Origin of the sequence: Sporosarcina sp. SG10008, from assembly GCF_044569405.1 — a bacterium.
Classification (GTDB): Bacteria; Bacillota; Bacilli; order Bacillales_A; family Planococcaceae; genus Sporosarcina; species Sporosarcina psychrophila.
In genome coordinates this window covers 3037493-3056276 of the sequence record NZ_CP172607.1, presented here as the reverse complement: position 1 = coordinate 3056276, position 18784 = coordinate 3037493, and the positions used below count along the sequence as shown (strand labels likewise).

General features: G+C 41.1%; 15 protein-coding genes. 12 read left to right on the top strand and 3 right to left on the bottom strand.

All coding sequences use genetic code 11. The features are described 5' to 3' along the window. The first annotated feature begins 360 nt into the window (after positions 1 to 360). The gene (locus ACGLYD_RS14625) at positions 361 to 522 is read left to right on the top strand and encodes a hypothetical protein (protein WP_399628742.1); all 162 of its coding nucleotides are present in this window, start codon (positions 361 to 363) and stop codon (positions 520 to 522) included. Between the two features lie 646 nt (positions 523 to 1168). Further along, positions 1169 to 2263: a CapA family protein gene (locus tag ACGLYD_RS14620; RefSeq protein WP_067212189.1), complete on the top strand. Its 1095-nt coding sequence runs from the start codon at positions 1169 to 1171 to the stop codon at positions 2261 to 2263. Positions 2264 to 2407: 144 nt separating this feature from the next. Here the strand turns inward: ACGLYD_RS14620 and ACGLYD_RS14615 are convergent, their stop codons facing one another. The 3 genes from ACGLYD_RS14615 to ACGLYD_RS14605 all read right to left on the bottom strand — a co-directional run bounded on the left by ACGLYD_RS14615 (position 2408) and on the right by ACGLYD_RS14605 (position 7499). Next, positions 2408 to 4582: a 5'-nucleotidase C-terminal domain-containing protein gene (locus tag ACGLYD_RS14615; protein WP_399628740.1), complete on the bottom strand. Its 2175-nt coding sequence runs from the start codon at positions 4580 to 4582 to the stop codon at positions 2408 to 2410. 178 nt (positions 4583 to 4760) lie between these two features. Beyond that, positions 4761 to 6446 carry an N-acetylmuramoyl-L-alanine amidase gene (locus tag ACGLYD_RS14610; RefSeq protein ID WP_067212187.1) on the bottom strand — a complete coding sequence of 562 codons (1686 nt, stop codon included), beginning with the start codon at positions 6444 to 6446 and terminating at the stop codon, positions 4761 to 4763. Between the two features lie 144 nt (positions 6447 to 6590). Then, positions 6591 to 7499 carry a C40 family peptidase gene (locus tag ACGLYD_RS14605; protein ID WP_067214046.1) on the bottom strand — a complete coding sequence of 303 codons (909 nt, stop codon included), beginning with the start codon at positions 7497 to 7499 and terminating at the stop codon, positions 6591 to 6593. Positions 7500 to 7818: 319 nt separating this feature from the next. Here ACGLYD_RS14605 and ACGLYD_RS14600 point away from each other — a divergent pair, with 319 nt between their 5' ends. The 10 genes from ACGLYD_RS14600 to ACGLYD_RS14555 all read left to right on the top strand — a co-directional run bounded on the left by ACGLYD_RS14600 (position 7819) and on the right by ACGLYD_RS14555 (position 18745). Further along, positions 7819 to 8931: a glycosyltransferase gene (locus ACGLYD_RS14600; protein WP_399628736.1), complete on the top strand. Its 1113-nt coding sequence runs from the start codon at positions 7819 to 7821 to the stop codon at positions 8929 to 8931. 1 nt (position 8932) lies between these two features. After that, positions 8933 to 10207, top strand: coding sequence for a murein biosynthesis integral membrane protein MurJ (murJ, locus tag ACGLYD_RS14595; protein ID WP_399633256.1), 1275 nt, complete (start codon positions 8933 to 8935; stop codon positions 10205 to 10207). A gap of 390 nt (positions 10208 to 10597) precedes the next feature. Further along, positions 10598 to 11704, top strand: coding sequence for an amidohydrolase (locus tag ACGLYD_RS14590; protein ID WP_399628733.1), 1107 nt, complete (start codon positions 10598 to 10600; stop codon positions 11702 to 11704). A gap of 185 nt (positions 11705 to 11889) precedes the next feature. Beyond that, complete coding sequence (locus tag ACGLYD_RS14585; protein WP_187045636.1) at positions 11890 to 12549, top strand: GntR family transcriptional regulator; 660 nt, start codon at positions 11890 to 11892, stop codon at positions 12547 to 12549. 15 nt (positions 12550 to 12564) lie between these two features. Then, on the top strand, positions 12565 to 13764 hold the full coding sequence (locus ACGLYD_RS14580) for a CaiB/BaiF CoA transferase family protein (protein ID WP_399628730.1): 1200 nt from the start codon (positions 12565 to 12567) through the stop codon (positions 13762 to 13764). Then, a complete protein-coding gene (locus tag ACGLYD_RS14575; protein ID WP_399628727.1) occupies positions 13765 to 14664 on the top strand; it encodes a hydroxymethylglutaryl-CoA lyase in 900 nt (299 codons plus the stop codon). Between the two features lie 4 nt (positions 14665 to 14668). After that, on the top strand, positions 14669 to 15706 hold the full coding sequence (locus tag ACGLYD_RS14570) for a DctP family TRAP transporter solute-binding subunit (RefSeq protein ID WP_187045633.1): 1038 nt from the start codon (positions 14669 to 14671) through the stop codon (positions 15704 to 15706). Positions 15707 to 15737: 31 nt separating this feature from the next. Next, positions 15738 to 16235, top strand: a complete 498-nt coding sequence (locus ACGLYD_RS14565; RefSeq protein ID WP_399628725.1) for a TRAP transporter small permease — start codon at positions 15738 to 15740, stop codon at positions 16233 to 16235. Further along, positions 16232 to 17506, top strand: a complete 1275-nt coding sequence (locus tag ACGLYD_RS14560; RefSeq protein WP_399628723.1) for a TRAP transporter large permease — start codon at positions 16232 to 16234, stop codon at positions 17504 to 17506. The genes ACGLYD_RS14565 and ACGLYD_RS14560 overlap by 4 nt, the downstream gene beginning before the upstream one ends. Positions 17507 to 17743: 237 nt before the next feature. After that, the gene (locus tag ACGLYD_RS14555; RefSeq protein ID WP_338655435.1) at positions 17744 to 18745 is read left to right on the top strand and encodes a TAXI family TRAP transporter solute-binding subunit; all 1002 of its coding nucleotides are present in this window, start codon (positions 17744 to 17746) and stop codon (positions 18743 to 18745) included. Positions 18746 to 18784 lie beyond the last annotated feature (39 nt).

The following is an 18784-nucleotide window of genomic DNA, read 5'->3' as shown; positions in this document are numbered from 1 at the left end:
TGCGAATATAATGTCGTGGATGACTTCGGTAATTAGTGAGTTGTTTAGTTTTAGTTGATCTGAGAGGGTGTGAACAAATTTGGAGCATAGGTGCATTACTTGCGGTTTTCATAACATTACTCTTTTCAAATTTTTTAATACTATAAGAGGTGCTTCTCTTTACCTTAGTAAAGTGGAGCTACGTCAATATTATAGTCACAAAAAAGTTAAGTCCGCTTAAGAATGGTATCCATTTATTGGCATGCCGAAAAAGTGTATAGGTAGGGAAAACTGGAAATCAAAATGCCTTTTCACTATTTCAGCTTGAAAGAAGGGCTTTTAGGGTATTAATAATACTATCGATAAAAAGGAGTGTTTTTAATGTCTGAAAAAAAGCAGCAAGATTTGAAAAAAGAAAATGACACTGGATTTACGGGAATGCCAGAAGGGAAGCCGTATCCAGACTTCGAACCAAAAACGAGTGAAAAACAGCAAGTTGAACAATTTAAGGATAGTGCAGAAAATGGTAAGAAAGATAAGTAATATAATTAATGAGACACTCCCCCAAAGTGTCTCATTTTTCTTTACCATAGTCTTTTAATTTCTACGAAACGCTATTCAGCGCTAACTTCCGGTCTATAATGAGTTAGATATATATGTTGAATTAAAGAATCCCATTGAATTTGCTGTGGTGCACCATAATGAGAGAGGTGTAATTCGGAGTGTGGATTGAAGAACGCTTGGCGCTTTGGGGATGCCTTTCGCCATAAGCCTGGATTTGCGCTTCGCATCCAGTCTTACGGCTTCGGCGACCCCTTTGCCGCGCCTGCGCTAGGTTGTTCATTATCGAGAGAAATGTAATTTCGAGATGTATATGCTGAGATTATAAGGTGATTACTTTTTGATACTACTTATTTTCAAGAAAGACGTGCTCCAACTTGCAGATTTCATCACAGATAATGAAAAGCTCTTTCACACATAGACCATCCAGCGCAGGCGCGTCTTCGTGGTATCGCGGGAGGCATCCACAAAGCGTCGAAGCGGTATTAGTGGGAATCCTAATTGATTCCAATTACAAGGGCTTTTTCAGTGGCCTCCCAAAATCCCTTGTAAAGCGTATACGCCGTATTCATTTGTTCAACATAGATAGTAGTGAAAATCTAAAATTAGCAAGACAGGGGATAGTTTAGTGAAAAGGAAAGTATTTGTGCTAATGATTATAATGTTTATTCTAAGCGGGTTTAGCCTACGTGATTATATGGGGGAGAAGTCCACTGAGATTACCGTACCTGCCGATTTTGCAGAACGTAGTATACCGGTCACGCTAGATATAAAGATTGATATGAAGACGGTAACCATTGGTATGATTGGCGATATTCTTCTTCATAATCCGCTCTATACTTACAATAATTATGATTTTGCATTTGCGGCCGTGAAAGACCGACTGACAGGTATTGATTTCTTGCTGGCTAACCAGGAGTCAATGCCTGGTGGTGTGGAGCTAGGACTATCTGGTTATCCGAGCTTTAACAGTCCAAAACATATTATCCGAGATTTGAAAAAGACCGGCGTTGACATGGTATCGATCGCGAATAATCATACAATTGACTTGAAAGAAGCAGGTCTGCGGAAAGCAATCAGCAATATTAAAGAGTATGGCATGCCCTATGTTGGCGCATATACATCTAGTGAAGACAAGGAGAAAGATCGAATTGTGGAAGTTGATGGCGTTCGGATTGGCGTTCTAAGCTATACGCACAACACGAATGGCAACCCAATTCCGCAAGGGAAAGAATATTTAGTCTCCGTCACTGAGCAGCAACAGATGCGCGAGGAAATTGTCCAACTTAGAAGCCTGGTGGACGTGTTGGTTGTTTCCATGCATTGGGGGACAGAATATCAATTAACAATATCGGAAGCGCAAGAGGAGTTTGCGGGGCTCATTGCTGATGCTGGTGCGGATATAATTTTCGGCCATCATCCACATGTGTTGCAAAAATACGATGAGGTAGAGAAAACGAAAGTGTTTTATTCACTTGGTAATTTTTATTCAGCGCAGCAGTTTGACTCGACGAATGTAGGTGGTATCGCAAGAGTTTCTGTGGATCATACGAAGTTCGCAGGGAAGCAATACATAGGAATAGGGGAGGCTGAATTTTTCCCTACTGCCGTGATAAGAGATAGCAACAGAAAGTACATTGTTGTTCCATTAAAAGATGCGGAATTGGATGGAATGTATAACGAGGGATGGGTCGAATCACAAGTAGGTCTTCCATCATTTTAATGAAAAGAAAAAGCGTTCTTGCACACTATGAGAAGTGTACAAGAACGCTTTTGGCCAATAATTAAAAGACAGTATAATTTTTTGAACCTCGAGCAGTACCTAGACTTCAGGCGCTAACCCCTCCGAGGCTGAATGTCGCTTTTTTTATTCAGCCTTCTTCGCTTGTTTTACATTGTAAATGAAGTTCGAGACAATTTTCGCTGCATGTTCCCGTGATGTAGATTGACCAGGCATAAATTTACCGTCAGACCCAGTAGTGATTCCGAGTTCGTGAAGCATAGAGATAGCGTTCACTGCTTCCGAGCCATAGTTACCGAAATCTGCATATGGTGCTTTTGCAGCTGCTGTGTATTTTTTACCTGTGTAATTTTCATACGCGCGTTCTAGCATCAACGCGAATTGTGCACGCGTCACTTTTTCACTAGGCATGAACTTGCCGTTAACGCCTTTAATCAATCCATTTTCGTATGCTGCAACAATTTCTGCTTTTGTATCAGCAGCATAGTTTTCGATGTCGTTAAATGGTGCCGAACCTTCAGCTTTCAGGTCAAGTGCGCGGACAATCCAAGAAGCAGCTTGTGCACGTGTCATTTCTTTTTCCGGACCATATGTCGCATCTGTACCTTTCAAAATTCCGCGGTAATATAGATCTGATACATAAGGATAAGCCCAGCTATCATAGGCAACATCACTATAAGGAACTTTTGCTAGGATACGGCCTTCAATTCCAGAGTTGATTGTGCCGATGGATTTCATATGATCTGCGAAATTCTCCCAGTCGGAGAAGCCTGGTTCACTGGCACGTCCATCTGCATATGCTTTTTTTAGAACTTCATAGTTGTCGCCACCTTGAGCAGTGAAGACGTTAGTTGTGATTTTATATGTTTTGTCAGCTTCTATTTCCTTGCCATCGATTGCCATTGAGATGACTCGATTGCCGATTTCAGCTGCGGGATTGAAAATCAGTTTCATTCCAGAAACGTGAAGGAAGCCACCATCCTCCTCTGGGTACTTCTCGACAGATCTTTCAAAAACAGATTTCAATTCTGCACCGCTTAGTTCCATCAATGCAAGTGTATTACCAAATGGCAGTACAGAAATTGCCTGACCGTATGTAATCGGACCTTGTGGAATTGAAGTCCGGATACCGCCGCCATTTTGGAATGCGATAACAGTCGAAGGATCGATTTCTTTCGCCTTAGCGAGCATACCGTCCGTGATGATATTCCCTAGATTGGTTTCACCTGCACGAACACCGCCAAGATCACGGAGACCGCTAAGGAATACGCCAGCCGTGGCGCCAGTTGGTTTTTCCATAGTCTCTTTTACTTTATCAGAAAAAGGTTTAATAAGTTCTGCTGCGCCTGCGTCAACTGCGGCATTTTCACCGCCGACAGCATGAAGGACACCGCTATAATCTTTAATGACACCTTTATCATCGAATGTGATGTCAAGTTGACCTAAGAATTTATTGTACTCATTCGCTTGAACGATAAGCACAGGTTCAGTATCCTTATTAACTACGAAAGGTTCGTCAAGTTTAACATGCGTGTGCCCCCCGACGATAATGTCGATACCTGGCACGTTTTTAGCAAGAAGAAGATCGTTGTCGACATTGTCAGAGTCATTATATCCTATATGAGTAAGTGCGATAATTTTGTTCACACCGGCTTTTTCAAATGCAGCAACCGCTTCTTTCGCTTCCACAATATAGTTCGTAAATATCACTTTTTCAGGGCTCGAAATGTCTTTTGTTTCTTCAGTCGTTAGTCCGAAAATACCGACTTTCTCACCATTCACTTCTTTAATAATTCCGTTATAGATTTTACCGTCTTCGGCTTTTGCTTCGACTGTTTTAGATTGAAGACCATCGAAAAGCGGGTCTGCCGAGAAATCAGTATTCGCACTAATGAATGGGAATTTCGCACCTTTGATGAAATCTACTAGCGCTTTGTGCCCTTCTGCAGAGGAGCCAAGGTCGAACTCGTGGTTGCCGAATGTCATGGCATCGTACCCAAGATAATTCATAACAGCGAGGTCAGCTTGTCCTTCAAATTCGTTGAAGTAAAGTGTTCCAGAAAAAACATCGCCTGCATCAAGCAGGACATTGTAAGGCTTTTCTTCACGAATTTTTTTGACGAGTGCTGCACGTTCCGCAGTCGTAGCAAGGTTTGCGTGCGTGTCATTCGTGTGGAGAACCGTCATCGAGAAGTCCCCAGTTGCAGCAACGGGTGTTTCGGCAGCCATGACAGGCGTAATAGCAATTGAGCTTAATAGAAGCATAGCTGCTGTAGCACTTTTAGAGTATTTAATAGACAAAGTACAACCCTCTTTTCCTTTTTTTATACTATTTTATCATCATATAAATATATGAACTAATGACGAAATAGTCTGTAATCCAATTGTACCATTAGGCTCAGTAATGGACAAAACAATTTTGTGTAAATTCACAAAAAAATACCGAAGAGAGTAGTTTCACTCTCTTCGGTATATATTATTATTGAGCTGAATAGTATTGTACTAGACCTTGATAGATTGATTCAGCATATATTTCCAGATAGGCATCACTCGTCAGCTTTTTAAAGTCATCTGCATTTGAGATGAAAGCAAGTTCGACGAGGACAGCTGCGATATTGTTGTTCTTAATGACATAAAAACGATTGTCTTTCACACCGCGGTTAACCATATTTGCTCTTTTAACAATATTATTTTGAATGTAAGTTGCTAAAGATTTACTTTCTACTGAGTTAGCATTCGAAGATGAGTCGAAGTACGTTTCAGTTCCTTTTGCTGATGTCGCGGCGGCTGAATTTACATGAATCGATACAAATGTTTCAGCAAAATTTTTCTTGGCAAATTCAGTGCGTTGTTCAAGTGAAAGGAACGTGTCATTTGAACGTGTCATAATTACTTTTGCGCCTGCTTTTTTCAATTTTGCTTCTACAAGTTTACCAACTTTTAACGTGATGGTTTTTTCTGATACCTTATTTTTTGAAGCACCGGGATCATGTGCTCCGTGACCCGGGTCTAAGATGATGATGCGATTAGCAAGTGGATTGCCTTTTTGGTTGAGTAGTTTTAAATATGTTTTACTAACGAACCCTGTTTTAGAATTCACACGAATTTTTGCCCAGTTACCATCGAGTGATAGCACTTCAACTTTTTGCCCTAGTGTTAACGCAGCGATAACAGGGGAGCTAGTGCCAGCAGCTTGTCGCATGTTTAGGCTTTTCACCGTTACTTTTCCGATTAGGTCGCCAGTCACGCTGGGTTCTTCAGGAATTGTCGGTTTTTCAGGTGTAACAACATTGTCATCGGGTGTTTCCGTTCCAGCTTCTACAGTATATTTACCGTTGATATAGCCTTCACCGTCATCCAGAAGGATTAGTAACCAGTCTCCTGTTTTACCGACAACTTCAACGATATCTTTATTATTTAGCTGTGCAACGATATTCCCATTCACTGATGGAAGTGAGCGTACGTTCAGCGTTTCTCCACTTGTTGCCACTCTTGCAAAATACGTACTTGAAGTTTGATCTGGTAGTTTAACGGGTAAAGCATACTTATCATTCATTGCGCGAGCTAGGAATAGAGAGAACTGTGAACGAGTTAAGAAATCGTTAGGCAGGAACTTTCCAGCATCACCTTTTGTTACTCCAGCATAATAAAGTCCATTGATACGCTCAGCGTATTGATGACTCTTCATATCTGTAAGCATCATTGGTTTTTCAGTTGAAATCTTTTCTGAAAGATTGAAAGCAACCGCGAGTGCATTACCCATCTCGCCACGCTTTAAGTTTTCGTTTGGTTTGAAGCTTCCGTTAGATTCCGCTTTAAAATAGCCAAGTGAAACGGCGCGGCTTATATACTCATATTGCTCGGTACCAGGCTTAACGTCTTTGAACTGTAAAGACGGGGCAGGGATGTTCTGCTTTTTTGCAGCAATGACCAGCATTTTAGCGGCCTGGGCACGTGTTAAGTTATTACCCGGTTTAAATTTTGAAACCCCATTTTCTAAGTATCCTTTAATAATATCAAGATCAGCTATGTAATTGACCTGTTCATAGTATTCCTTATCAGTTGTTACGTCCGTGAATTGAGTTTTAGCGAAAGATTGTCCCGGGACCATGGAAACGAGTGTGAAAATCATCATTACCACTGCTGCCCACTTAATTGTTTTCATTGTGTCCTCCCTTGTATTACTAGAGTTGTAGATTCATTTTAACAGTGATGTCCAATTATTGCTATACTAATAAATAACTATAATTGAATTTTTATATAAAAAAACCGAATGTTCCTTTAAGTGGAACATCCGGTGAATGAGAAATTAATTAGTGAGACGATCTGTGAACTTCTTGAACTGACTTGCAGTAACTTTATCGCTTAGACCGTAATTACCATCACCATAACCGGTCGTAATTTCATTGTGATAAAGAATGTTAATATATTCACTTGCCCAATGATCTTTTGGAACATCTTTGAAGGAAGTAACTGTAGATCCTTTAAGATCAAATGCTTCTACAAGTACTTTAGCAAGTTGTGCACGTGTCATTTCACCACTAGGATCAAATTTGCCGTCATTTCCTGAGAAGATACCTGCATCTGATACTGCAATGATAGCATCAAGTTGTGGGTGATTTGTAGCTACGTCAGAAAAAGAAGATTTAGTGCTCGTTTTTTTCAAGCCGAGTTCATCGACAAGTGTTTGTGCAATTTCAGCACGAGAAGCGTATGTAACTGCTTTTTTAACTGCTGTTGGTACGTCAGCCGATGCGACGAGAGAACCTGGTGTGAAATCATTCACTCGTTTAGCGCCGATATAACGGCTACCCCAGTAGGCAGGGTCGTTTATGGAAGAAATCATGACACCCTTGCTTGTAGACGAATGGATGAATTGACCGGACCCAATGTAAATTCCATTATGTGAAACTCCACTGCCGCTTGTATTGAAGAATACAATGTCGCCTGTTTTCAACTCACTTTTTGCAACAGATGTTCCCATAGCATACTGTTGGCTAGCCGTTCTAGGAATGGAAATTCCTTGTTGTTTAAATACATATTGCGTATATCCTGAGCAGTCGAAACCGGAAGTGGTTGTCCCTCCATATGAATAAGGTGTACCTATATATGATCGAGCTGTGTTTACGAGATTAGTTGCAGAATCTGCTGAAGCCATGGACGGGATGGATGTTGAAAATAGTATGCTTGCAAAAATTAATAATAAAAAACGTTTCATTCTTTTCTCAATTTCCCCTTTCGCACATATAATAGCGTGTGCTTTATCTTTCAACATCTTAGCATAGCTAAACCTTTAATTCGGTTACAGTTACATTACAATAGCATTACAAGGCTAGTATTATACTCATAAGTAGTCTTAAAACACCATTTGACGGGATTCTATTCTATCAAATGGTGTTTTTGTTGTGGTTAGTAAATAGTGTTGGATTGCGGTATTGGCTGTCAAGAGGTCGAATGTAAGATGATATGCTATAATTATTGAATCTAAATAAAGGTCTAGCTCGTTAGGTTATTGAAAGATGGGGTTGAGAAATGAAATGAGAAAAATAGTCGTATTCAGCAATATGTATCCGTCAATGCAACATCCAACATACGGTATTTTTGTGAAAAATCAGGTTGGCCTTCTTCAGTCTGCTGGTCTTGATGTCGATGTGGTTGCTATTCAGAATCCTGGAAAAGGGAAAATACAGGCATTGAAAAAATACATGACATGGTTTTTCCGTTCTGTTTTATACATGATGAAAAATCGTAAGAAATTATCCTTAACACATGCGCATTATGCATTTCCAACAGGAATTATTTCATTGATTGGGAAAAAGATGTTTGGTATTCCTTACGTTGTGACTGTTCATGGTGGAGATATCGATAAAATGGCTGCGAGGAGTCAGCGCATTGCCGATATGACAAAAAACATTTTACGACAAGCGGAATCGGTCATCGTTGTTGGCGACAAACTTCGGGAAGATGTGATAAATAACTTCGATGTTCCGGAAGCGAATGTTCATGTCATGAGTATGGGTGTCGATACATCCATTTTTAACTATGTAGCTAAAGTAGAGGCGAGGGAAAAACTATCTCTTCCTATAGAAGAGAAAATATTGATCTTTGTCGGAAATGTGATTCAAGCAAAAGGTCTTCTTGAACTTGTCGAAGCGTTTGATTCACTGAAAATGTCGTTTCCTGATAGTTCGTTGTACGTAATTGGTTCGCAGAAAGACGGTCAATTTGTTGAGGAGTTACGGTCGTTCATCCGAGAAAAGGATGTTGAAGACATTCATTTCAAAGAACCTCTTGGTCAAGCGGATTTGGCAATATGGATGTCGGCGGCTGATGCGCTTGTACTTCCTTCCTATCATGAAGGGTTCGGATTGGTTGCGCTCGAAGCAATGTCGGCTGGAACGAAAGTTGTCGCAACGGACGTTGGAGGGCTTTCTTATTTGTTGAAAGACCGGGCAGGTATTTTGGTTGAACCGAAAAATCCGGATTCATTGGCGAAAGGTTTATGGAGTGCGCTCGATGAGAATTCCAATGTCATTGATGAAACAGTAGTGCAGGCAAAAATTTCACAACATTCATATGAGACGATTTTAGAGGACTTATTGTCGATTTATCGTTCAGCCGAGAAAGGTCAGGTTGATCATAGTGAGTAAAATGATGAAAATTATCGGCGGAGTTGCGATTATTAACATTGTTGCGAGGCTGTTTGGGTTTGCAAGGGAAATGGCGATTAGTAATCAATACGGTGCTTCGGCAACTGCGGATGCGATTATTACAGCCTATACTATCCCGAATTTCATTTACCTAGTGGTTGGAGGTGCGTTGACGACAGCGTTCATATCTGTCTACCATTCTACAAGGACGGATAAAGCATTGTTCGTGCGAAAATCATTTACGACGGTTCTTGTAGCAGCAGTTGCGATTACGGCCATATTGATGATCTTTACAGATTCTATCTTGCATTTGTTTTTCAAAGATATGACTGCTGAAAAATTTGCGCTGACGCGAACTCTTTACCTTTGGATGATGCCGTCTTCTATTATTCTGGTGTTATCGACATGGATGAGTGGAGTAATGAACGTAAACGGTAAATTTAACTTGTCCAGTTTAGCAGTCCTTCTATATAATGCGTCTTTTGTCGGAATCGCTGTTGTTCTAACAAGTTATTTTGGTCCTGAATCGTATGGGATTGGTGCACTGGTTGGTGCGTTATTAATGGGGGTGTTCTTATATGTAGGACTTCGAAAATCAAAACTCTATTCTTTGAAGCCTTCATTTGCCATGTCTGTTGATACGAAACGTTTATGGGTGATTGCATTGCCAATTTTGTTCGGTGGTGCATCACTACAATTTTATGCTGTTATTCACAGAATTGTAGCTGGCGAGTTTGGTGACGGGACAATTGCTGCGGTCAACTATGCCTCGAAATTAACTGGCTTTCCGCAAGCGATAATGATGACTGCCGTAACAACCGTAATCTATCCTCTCCTCAGTAAAAAAGAGGGTGAAGGGGATATGGATACAATCCGTGCCCTCTATAAAAAAGGGATGCTTTATTTAGTTGCTTTGCTTGTGCCGGCAACTATGATAGCTTACTTTTTTGCAGATACACTTGTCCGTCTTGTCTTCGGATATGGAGAAATGACGGAGAAGGATATACTGCTAACGGTATCGCTTTTCCGTGTATTTACACTGTCGATGTTTTTCCTTGCTGCAAACACGTATATTACTCGATTCTATTACGCAAAAGCCAATTCGATGGTGCCTGTCATATTCAGTTTGATAAGTGTCTTTGCGATTAATCTCGGAGTTATTTATTTGATGATTGACTCGCACGGTGCTTCAGCAATTGCATACGGTACGGTCATTAGTGCCGCGGTGAACTTCGTGATGCTCGCTATTTATGCGAGAGTGAAATGGAAATTATAATTTAATAGAGTGACGGAGTTGCCCTGGGATATTTGGGGCAACTTTTTTATTGGTTTTGAGAGAGAGCAATCGAGCATATATGCGTTGACCCGATCATAACGGCGTGCTAACCGAGCATATATTCCGCTAACCGATCATATATTCCGCTGACCGAGCATATATGTTGCTACCCCGATCACATATTCCGCTAACCGGTCATATATGGAGCTGAACCAATCATAACGGCGTGCCGACCGAGCATATATAGCGTTGAACCAATCATACCGGTCTGTTAACCGAGCATAACTATCTCCAACACCCCTTTATATTTTCTAGAAAATAGGTTATTCTGAAAGATGTGAAGTATTTAATAATATAACGGTGAAACATAGAATGATTGGAGTGTTTTAATTGGTAATCAAAGAGCAAATTGGAAAATGGTTTGAACATTTTCATGCCTATCCAGAAGTGAGTTGGAAAGAAGTAGAGACGACTGCAAAACTAGCAGAAATATTAACTGAAATGAATGTAAAACATCATACATTTGACGATGTAACGGGTGTTGTCGCGGAAATCGGTGAAGGAGATCGTATTATCGCGGTACGCGCCGACATTGATGCATTGTGGCAGGAAGTCGGGGGTGTCTATAAGGCGAATCATTCTTGTGGGCATGATGCGAATATATCCATGGTGTTAGGTGCGCTTTGTTATTTGCAACAGGAGGAACTGGGCAGCCGAATCCGATTTATTTTCCAACCAGCAGAAGAAAAGGGCAATGGTGCAAACTCGATGATTGAGCGAGGAGCGGTCGACGACGTTTCATATTTGTTTGGTGTGCATTTGCGTCCACAGGAAGAAATTCCATATGGAAAAGTGACACCGGCTATTCATCACGGGGCAGCTGTATTCCTTGAGGGCAAAATCATTGGCGACGATGCGCATGGTGCACGTCCTCAGCAAGGAAACAATGCACTTGATCCGTTATTTGCAATTGCCCAGTTTGTGAAAACAATCCATTTTTCACCTTACGAAGCGTACTCAGCAAAACTGACAAAAGTGCAGGCGGGCGGAGATAGTCTCAATATCATTCCAGGAACTGCGACGTTTGCAATCGATGCTAGAGCACAATCGAATGTGGTGTTGGGGGAGCTGAAGGAACGTATTTCCCGGGGAATCCAAGCAATTGGACAGATGCACGGTGTGGAAATTGAATTGGCATGGAGTGACTATACACCGGCTGCAGAAGTGTCTGAAGAAGCTACAACTGTTGCACGTGAAGCTATCTTGGCAACAGTTGGGGAAGAGGGATATGCATCTGACATTATTACATCGGGCAGTGATGATTTCCATTTCTATACGATTCATAATCCGAACTTAAAAGCCGCAATGATTGGCATCGGAGCAGATCTTAGTCCGGGGCTTCATCATCCAGATATGACGTTCAACAAAGAAGCGCTTGATATTGGAGCGCGTGTATTGGCGGAAACGTTAAAAAAAGCATCGTATTTGAATAACTAAAAAGACTTTCTTGCACTGTGCCAATTGCGGCAGTGTAAGAAGGTCTTTTTAGTTTGTAATATGTTAATAGTTCATAAAGATACTGGTAGTTAACTATATTAAAATAGTGTTGACTAATTAAAATAATAACCCTATTCTGACTATAGAGATAATTGTATACAGTCGACGGAAAGAGGAATTAGCTTATGACAAAAATTGAGATTAAGAAATCAACTTTAAAATCGCAAGTTTATGAGTATTTAAAAGAAGATATTATTCTCGGGCGCATTAAACCGGGGGAAAGGCTCATAGAAGAAAAAGTTGCTGAAGAACTGCAAGTGAGTCGAAGTCCAATTCGAGAAGCCGTTAGGATGCTCGAAAAAGATGGTCTGTTGTCTGTCAACAAATCAGGTGGAGTTACAGTTGTAGAACCTTCAATTGAAGATTTCAGATACTTGTATGAATGCAGGGTTGAGATGGAGTCACTCGCCGCCTATTACGCGGCAGAGAGGCGCTCATCGGAACAGTTAGAAGAAATCCGTATGAATATATTGAAAATGGAGAAAGTAACGTCCGATAATTCCTTGAAAAATGTGCATGATGTTAACGTCAGTTTTCATGAATCAATCGTCCGTGCAAGTGGTAACCCATTTCTTATCTCAATGACTTCGCAATTAAGAGGTGTGAACAGTTTTTATCGGAAAGCTATACTTGAATTCGATCCGAAGCGCGTGGTAGATGCAAGTGCGGAGCATCGACAAATTTACCAAGCAATTGTTGACCAAGATAACATAAGTGCTAGAAAACTGATGAAACAACATATTGAAGACGATTATACATTATTTATGAAGTCAGCTATGCAATAGTAGGAGGTTCAAAAAATGACTAGAAAACCATTAGATGGAATTAGAATTCTGGAATTAGGAAATATAGTTGCAGCACCATTTGCAGGGAAAATACTTGCAGAGTTTGGAGCGGAAGTAATTAAGGTGGAAGAACCAACGAATGGTGATCCACTTCGAAATTGGCGTGTTATGGATAAGGATACGTCAGTCTGGTGGTACGTCCAAGGTAGAAATAAAAAGTCAATCACTGTAAACATGCGAGAAAAACAGGGACAGGACATCGTGAAAACCCTTATCGGAAAAGTGGATGTAGTTCTCGAAAACTTCAAACCGGGTACGTTGGAAAAATGGGGACTTGGATTCGAGGAAATGCAGAAAATCAATCCTTCCATTATCCTTACACGTATTTCAGGATATGGGCAAACGGGACCATATAAAGAAAAGCCAGGGTTCGGTAGTGTCGCAGAAGCGATTGGAGGTCTCCGGTATTTGACGGGGTATCCGGAACTTCCACCGGTTCGTGTTGGCATCGCACTTGGTGATATGGTGGCTGGTTTGTATGCAGTTATAGGGACGCTAATGTCACTGCGGGCGAGGGATGAAGATTCTGAAAAGAAAGGGCAAGTTGTAGACGTAGCATTATATGAGTCTGTTTTTAGTTTACTTGAAGGGATTCTTCCGGAATACGATCTTACCGGACATGTTCGGGAGAGAACAGGCACTACGTTGCCAGGCATCGCGCCGTCCAATACGTATTTATGTGCTGATGGAAAACACGTAGTGATTGGCGGAAACGGAGATAAGATATTTCAGCGTCTCATGACTGCCATTGGAAGGGAAGACCTTGCCAACGATTCTAACTACGGATCCAATCAAGGACGTGCGGACGATGTAACGTTCATTGATGCGACAATCGAAGAATGGACGAAACAGTACTCGCTAAAAGAAGTGCAAAGAATACTGGATGAAGTGTCAGTGCCTGTTGGACCTATTTATGGAATCCAAGAAATTGTTGAGGATGAACATTATAAAGCTCGTGACATGTTGTGTGAAGTTGAGTTGCCGAATGGAGGAAAAGTTTTAGTACCTGGCATCGTACCGAAATTGTCTGGTACACCAGGTGGAATTGAGTGGAACGGACCCACTCTTGGGGAACATAACGAAGAGATATATACGGAATTCATGAAATTCTCTATTGAAGACTTTAAAAGACTAAAAGAGCAGGGAGTCGTTTAAATGCAGGATGTAACAATAATTGACGTCAGTCCGCGAGACGGTTTACAAATTGATCCGAAGTCTGTATCGACGGAGGAAAAAGCGACTCTTGTACAAATGCTGGTTGAATCCGGAGTTTCAAGAGTCGAAGTAACATCATTTGTTCGCCCAGAAAAAGTTCCGCAAATGGCCGATGCGTCTGCTGTCATAAAGGCAGTATCTTCATTTAAAGGATTAGAACCGATTGCACTTATACCGAATTTAAAAGGGTATGAGCGTGCACGAATCCATCAGCTTTCGGAGATTAACTGGGTGAGTTCCGCAACAGAGACATTCAATAACAAAAATATAGGCATGTCGATAGAGGACAATTTGGATCAGTTTAAGACTGTTGTTAAACAAGCAAAAAGTGATGGAGTAAAAACCTGTTTTTCTATTGCGGTCAGTTTCGGCTGTCCGTATGAAGGAGATGTCTCGGAAGAGCAGGTACTTGCCCTTGTCCAGAAGGCTAAAGAGGCAGGAGCGGATCGCATTAGTATTGCGGATACAATCGGTATCGCCACTCCGGATCAAGTAGAACGTTTAATGGGGAAAGTATTACAGATAGCAAGCGATACACCGGTTGCTATCCACTTGCATGATACAAGAGGGCTCGGTTCGGCCAACGCATACTCAGCTTATCAAGCGGGAATAAGAATATTTGAAACTGCTGCAAGCGGGATTGGTGGATGTCCGTTTGCGCCAGGGGCGGCGGGAAATTTGGCTACTGAGGATCTCGTGTACTTATTTGAAAGAATGAATATTGACACAGGCGTGGATTTTGAGAAATTGTTGGATGCTGCGGATTATGCCGCGAGTTTGTCTTCAAAAAAACCGTTGGGACGTATCAGACACGTTGAAAGAAAAAAGATAAGGGGATGAGAAGATGAAGAAGTGGATGTCAATCATGATTTATTCAATTATTACAGTGTTACTGTTATCGGCATGTAGTGAGTCCGGTAATGAAGCAAACGAAGTCGATGCGGCTACGAAAGGGGATGGATTCGAAGCTACGACAATCCGTCTTGCTTATAACTTGCCCCAGGATCACCATATTTCTATAGGGATTGAAAAGTTTGCAAAAGATGTAACTGAAAAATCGGATGGCAAAGTAGATGTGCAGGTATACCCGGCTGGCCAATTATTAAGTGATAAGGATATGAATCAGTCCTTATTGTCAGGCGGAGTCGAAATGGTCGTGAATTCCTCGACTTTATGGGCATCAACCGTTCCTGCAATGGGGATATTCGACGTTCCTTACGTCTTTAATGATTATTCGGCAGTAGGCGAAGCCGTGAACAGTGAATTTGGAGATAAGTTACGAGGTGCAATGGAAGAAAAAGGCGCGAAAGTGTTAATGTTTGCTGACTATGGTTACGTCCAGTTTGCAAATAATAAACGTCCATTAAAATCACCGGCTGACTTTAAAGGACTGAAAATTAGAAGTATTGGTGATTTGCCATCCGAACTGATAAAAGCTTATGGCGCATCTCCTGTGTTTATGGGTGGCGGAGAAGTGTACATGGCTCTTCAACGCGACACAGTTGACGGTGCAACATCAGGTACTACCGCAATGTTACAGCGTAAATATGATGAAGTAACAAAGTATTTGACAATTAATAATTACGCATACCTCGAATTCTTATTGGCAGTCAATAAAGATTATTGGGATGGTTTACCTGAAAAGACGCAAGCATTAATTGAAGAAACTGCAAAGGAAACTGAAGTTTGGATTCGTGAGCAAGCAGAAAAGGAAGATTCTAAATCAGCTAAAGCGCTAGAAGAGAAGGGGATGGAAGTCTACGTCGTTCCGGAAGAAGATTTGGCGGAATGGAAAGAAGCTGCAGACCCGGTTCGGGAAGCATTCACGAAACACACGGGGGATCTGGGTAAAGAGTTGCTTGAAATGACAGATAAGAAATAAAAGTACTCTTATTTAAAGGAGGAAAGTGCTTGTGAAAAGGGTTTACAACTTTTTTGATCATTTAATTAGATGGGGAGCGTATATTGCCGGGATTTTAATTCTTATTACGACGGTAATGACATTTTATGAAGTAATTTCACGATCGTTTTTTCATAAGCCGACCTCATGGGCAACAGAATTATCAATATATGGAATAATAGGAAGCTGTTTTTTGGGAAGTGCCTTTGCAGTTAGGACCTATTCTCATATAACAGTAGATTTATTGATTAACAATGTGAATGACCGCATGAAAACGGTTCTAGCATATATTTCAAACGCATTAGGATTAGTATTTAGCGTGATTTTTACATTGTATAGCTTTTTCCACGTTGCGAAAACATTCGAACTGGGAGTGACATCTGCATCCTTACTGCGTGTCCCTATGTACCTACCGGAGTTATTTCTCCCGGTAGGAGGGACGCTGCTATGTATTGCATTTATCATGCAAATTATTGATGGCGGCATACATAAAGGGGGGGAGAACATATGAGTTTCTTTTTTACTGGAGGAATGGGTATCCTTCTAGTGCTCGGTCTTCCCGTCGCATTCACCCTTGGATTATTAGCGGTAGCGGGCATGTTTTTCTTTAACGGAGGCACATTCGCTTTTATGCAAGTCCCTATAATCGCCTATAAGTCGTTGGATGACTTTACGCTAACAGCGCTTCCTATGTACGTATTAATGAGCCAAGTATTGGTGATTAGTGGTGTCGGGCGGGATTTATACGAAATGGCAAGTAGATGGTTCCGTCATTTTCCTGGAGGACTCGCAATTGCAACGCTCTTCTGTTGTACGATTTTTTCCGCGATATCCGGCTCAAGTGTCGCAACCGCGGTAACTGTAGGGTCCGTTGCGCTTCCTGAAATGGTGAGGAGAGGCTATAATAAGCGCCATGTATTAGGACTGCTTGCAGCAGGTGGAACACTAGGTATTTTGATTCCACCAAGTATTCCGATGATAATCTATGGATCAGTAACTGGTGAATCCGTTGGAAAACTTTTCATCGCGGGAATCATTCCGGGAATTGTTTTAACGATAGCATTTATGATCTTTTCTGCCTATCAAACGAGACATATTAAAGATGTGCCTGCTACATGGGGGGAACGGCTTGAGGCATCGAGGAAAGCGATATGGGGACTATTGTTGCCTGTCGTCATTATCGGCGGAATTTATGCAGGTATTTTTACACCGACAGAAGCAGCCGCAGTGGGCGTCGTTTTCAGTTTCGCAATTGCTGCGTTTGTTTATAAAAATTTGACGATTAGTAACTTAAAAGAAATCATGTTAGCAACAGTAAAAACAAACACGATGATTTTATTTATCATAATCGGTGCTATGCTCTTAGGATTTATCCTAACGATTTTACAAATACCACAAACGATTGTGAGTTTTGCAACGTCTCAGGATATTAACCCGTGGATAATCTTTATTTTGATCAATATCGTTTTGTTGATTTTGGGAATGTTTCTCGAGACGGTTTCGATTCTTGTTATTACATTGCCGATTCTTTACCCAATCATCATTGCACTCGGTTTCGATCCAATCTGGTTTGCAATCATTATGGTGATTAATATGGAACTGGCATTGATATCTCCTCCAGTAGGGTTGAATCTGTTCGTTTTAAAAGGGTTGGATAAATCGAATACGATTAGTGAAATCGTTAAAGGCGTCATACCCTACGCTGTTATTATGCTAGTCTTCATGGTCGTCCTATCATTTTTCCCTGAAATTGCGACAGTACTCGTCAATAATGTAGAGTAGAAAATATAAGAAGAACCGTCATCTGAGCATTTATGTGCTTGGTTGACGTTTTTTTGTTGGCGATTTATCTGAATTTAAAGATTTGCACTCAAAGTCATATAAACCCATATATGGATTGATGACAATATGAATATTTCAAACGGCTGTTACGTAAAATGAACTTAGCAATCTACGGGTCTAACATCTAATTTGAAAAAGTCCACAAGTTAAATAGAAATTAAACAAGGAGGTTATAAGGTGAGGAAGAAAAAAGTACATGTATTATTTTTCTTGGCTATTGGAATGGTACTAGTCTTATCTGCATGCGGCGGGGGAAGTAAAAATATTGCCATAGGACCAGCGGCGAGTGAAACGAATAATGTGGCGAAGTTGATTCTGCAGGCATATGGGCTTGAAGATGGAGACTATAAGGCATACCAAGAAGGCTTTGGAGATGCAGCGGACGGTGTTCAAGATGGAAATATCGATGTGTCAATTGGTATTCTTGGGCTTCCGGCTGCAAGTATTGAAAGCCTCCAAGCATCTGCAGGCGATGTAAAAATGCTTGGACTGTCGGATAAAGCGATTGAACATATTGAAAAGAATTCAGGTTATCGACGACTTACAATCCCAAAAGAAACGTATGATTTTCTTACGGAAGATATTGAAACTGTGACTGCATACGCGATTCTGATGGGGAGCACGGATACGATTGATGAAGAACTAGGATATGAGATTGCGAAAAGTATGATTGAGAATGCTAGCGAAAATACACATGCTCAAGCGCAACAAATGACATTGGAAAATGCACTGCGCGGGGCGGAAGGGCTTTTAATCCATCCGGGAGCGAAAAGATATTACGAAGAACAAGGGCTAACGGTTGAAAATGAAGTTGCGGAACTTACTGCTGATGCAACGAAGCGAAAGAAAGAATTTATACTTGGAACAGGTAGTCAGGGCGGAACATATTATCCTCTTGGTGGCGAGATGGCCAACCTCTGGAACAAATATATCGATGGCATGCATGTAACGAATACCGAAACGGGTGCTTCGGTGGAGAATTTATCCACAATCCGTGATGGACATATGGATCTTGGTATGTCTGTACATGTTCCGGCACTGCAAGCATTGAACGGGGAAGCTGAGTTTGAAGGGCACGAAGTTAAGAATGCGGCTTTCATCGGCCATATCTACCCTGAAGTTATTCAGATTGTCACAAGAGAAAAGACTAAAATCAAAAATCTTGGCGATTTGAAATGAATTATAGAGACGCGTAATTAAATAGGAAGGGAGTACGCC

Excerpts from the sequence above, each read along its gene's own strand:
- ACGLYD_RS14625 (WP_399628742.1), top strand. The coding sequence starts at position 361 with ATGTCTGAAAAAAAGCAGCAAGATTTGAAAAAAGAAAATGACACTGGA.
- ACGLYD_RS14610 (WP_067212187.1), bottom strand. The coding sequence starts at position 6,446 with ATGAAAACAATTAAGTGGGCAGCAGTGGTAATGATGATTTTCACACTC.
- ACGLYD_RS14605 (WP_067214046.1), bottom strand. The coding sequence starts at position 7,499 with ATGAAACGTTTTTTATTATTAATTTTTGCAAGCATACTATTTTCAACA.
- ACGLYD_RS14600 (WP_399628736.1), top strand. The coding sequence starts at position 7,819 with ATGAGAAAAATAGTCGTATTCAGCAATATGTATCCGTCAATGCAACAT.
- murJ (WP_399633256.1), top strand. The coding sequence starts at position 8,933 with ATGATGAAAATTATCGGCGGAGTTGCGATTATTAACATTGTTGCGAGG.
- ACGLYD_RS14585 (WP_187045636.1), top strand. The coding sequence starts at position 11,890 with ATGACAAAAATTGAGATTAAGAAATCAACTTTAAAATCGCAAGTTTAT.
- ACGLYD_RS14580 (WP_399628730.1), top strand. The coding sequence starts at position 12,565 with ATGACTAGAAAACCATTAGATGGAATTAGAATTCTGGAATTAGGAAAT.
- ACGLYD_RS14575 (WP_399628727.1), top strand. The coding sequence starts at position 13,765 with ATGCAGGATGTAACAATAATTGACGTCAGTCCGCGAGACGGTTTACAA.
- ACGLYD_RS14570 (WP_187045633.1), top strand. The coding sequence starts at position 14,669 with ATGAAGAAGTGGATGTCAATCATGATTTATTCAATTATTACAGTGTTA.
- ACGLYD_RS14560 (WP_399628723.1), top strand. The coding sequence starts at position 16,232 with ATGAGTTTCTTTTTTACTGGAGGAATGGGTATCCTTCTAGTGCTCGGT.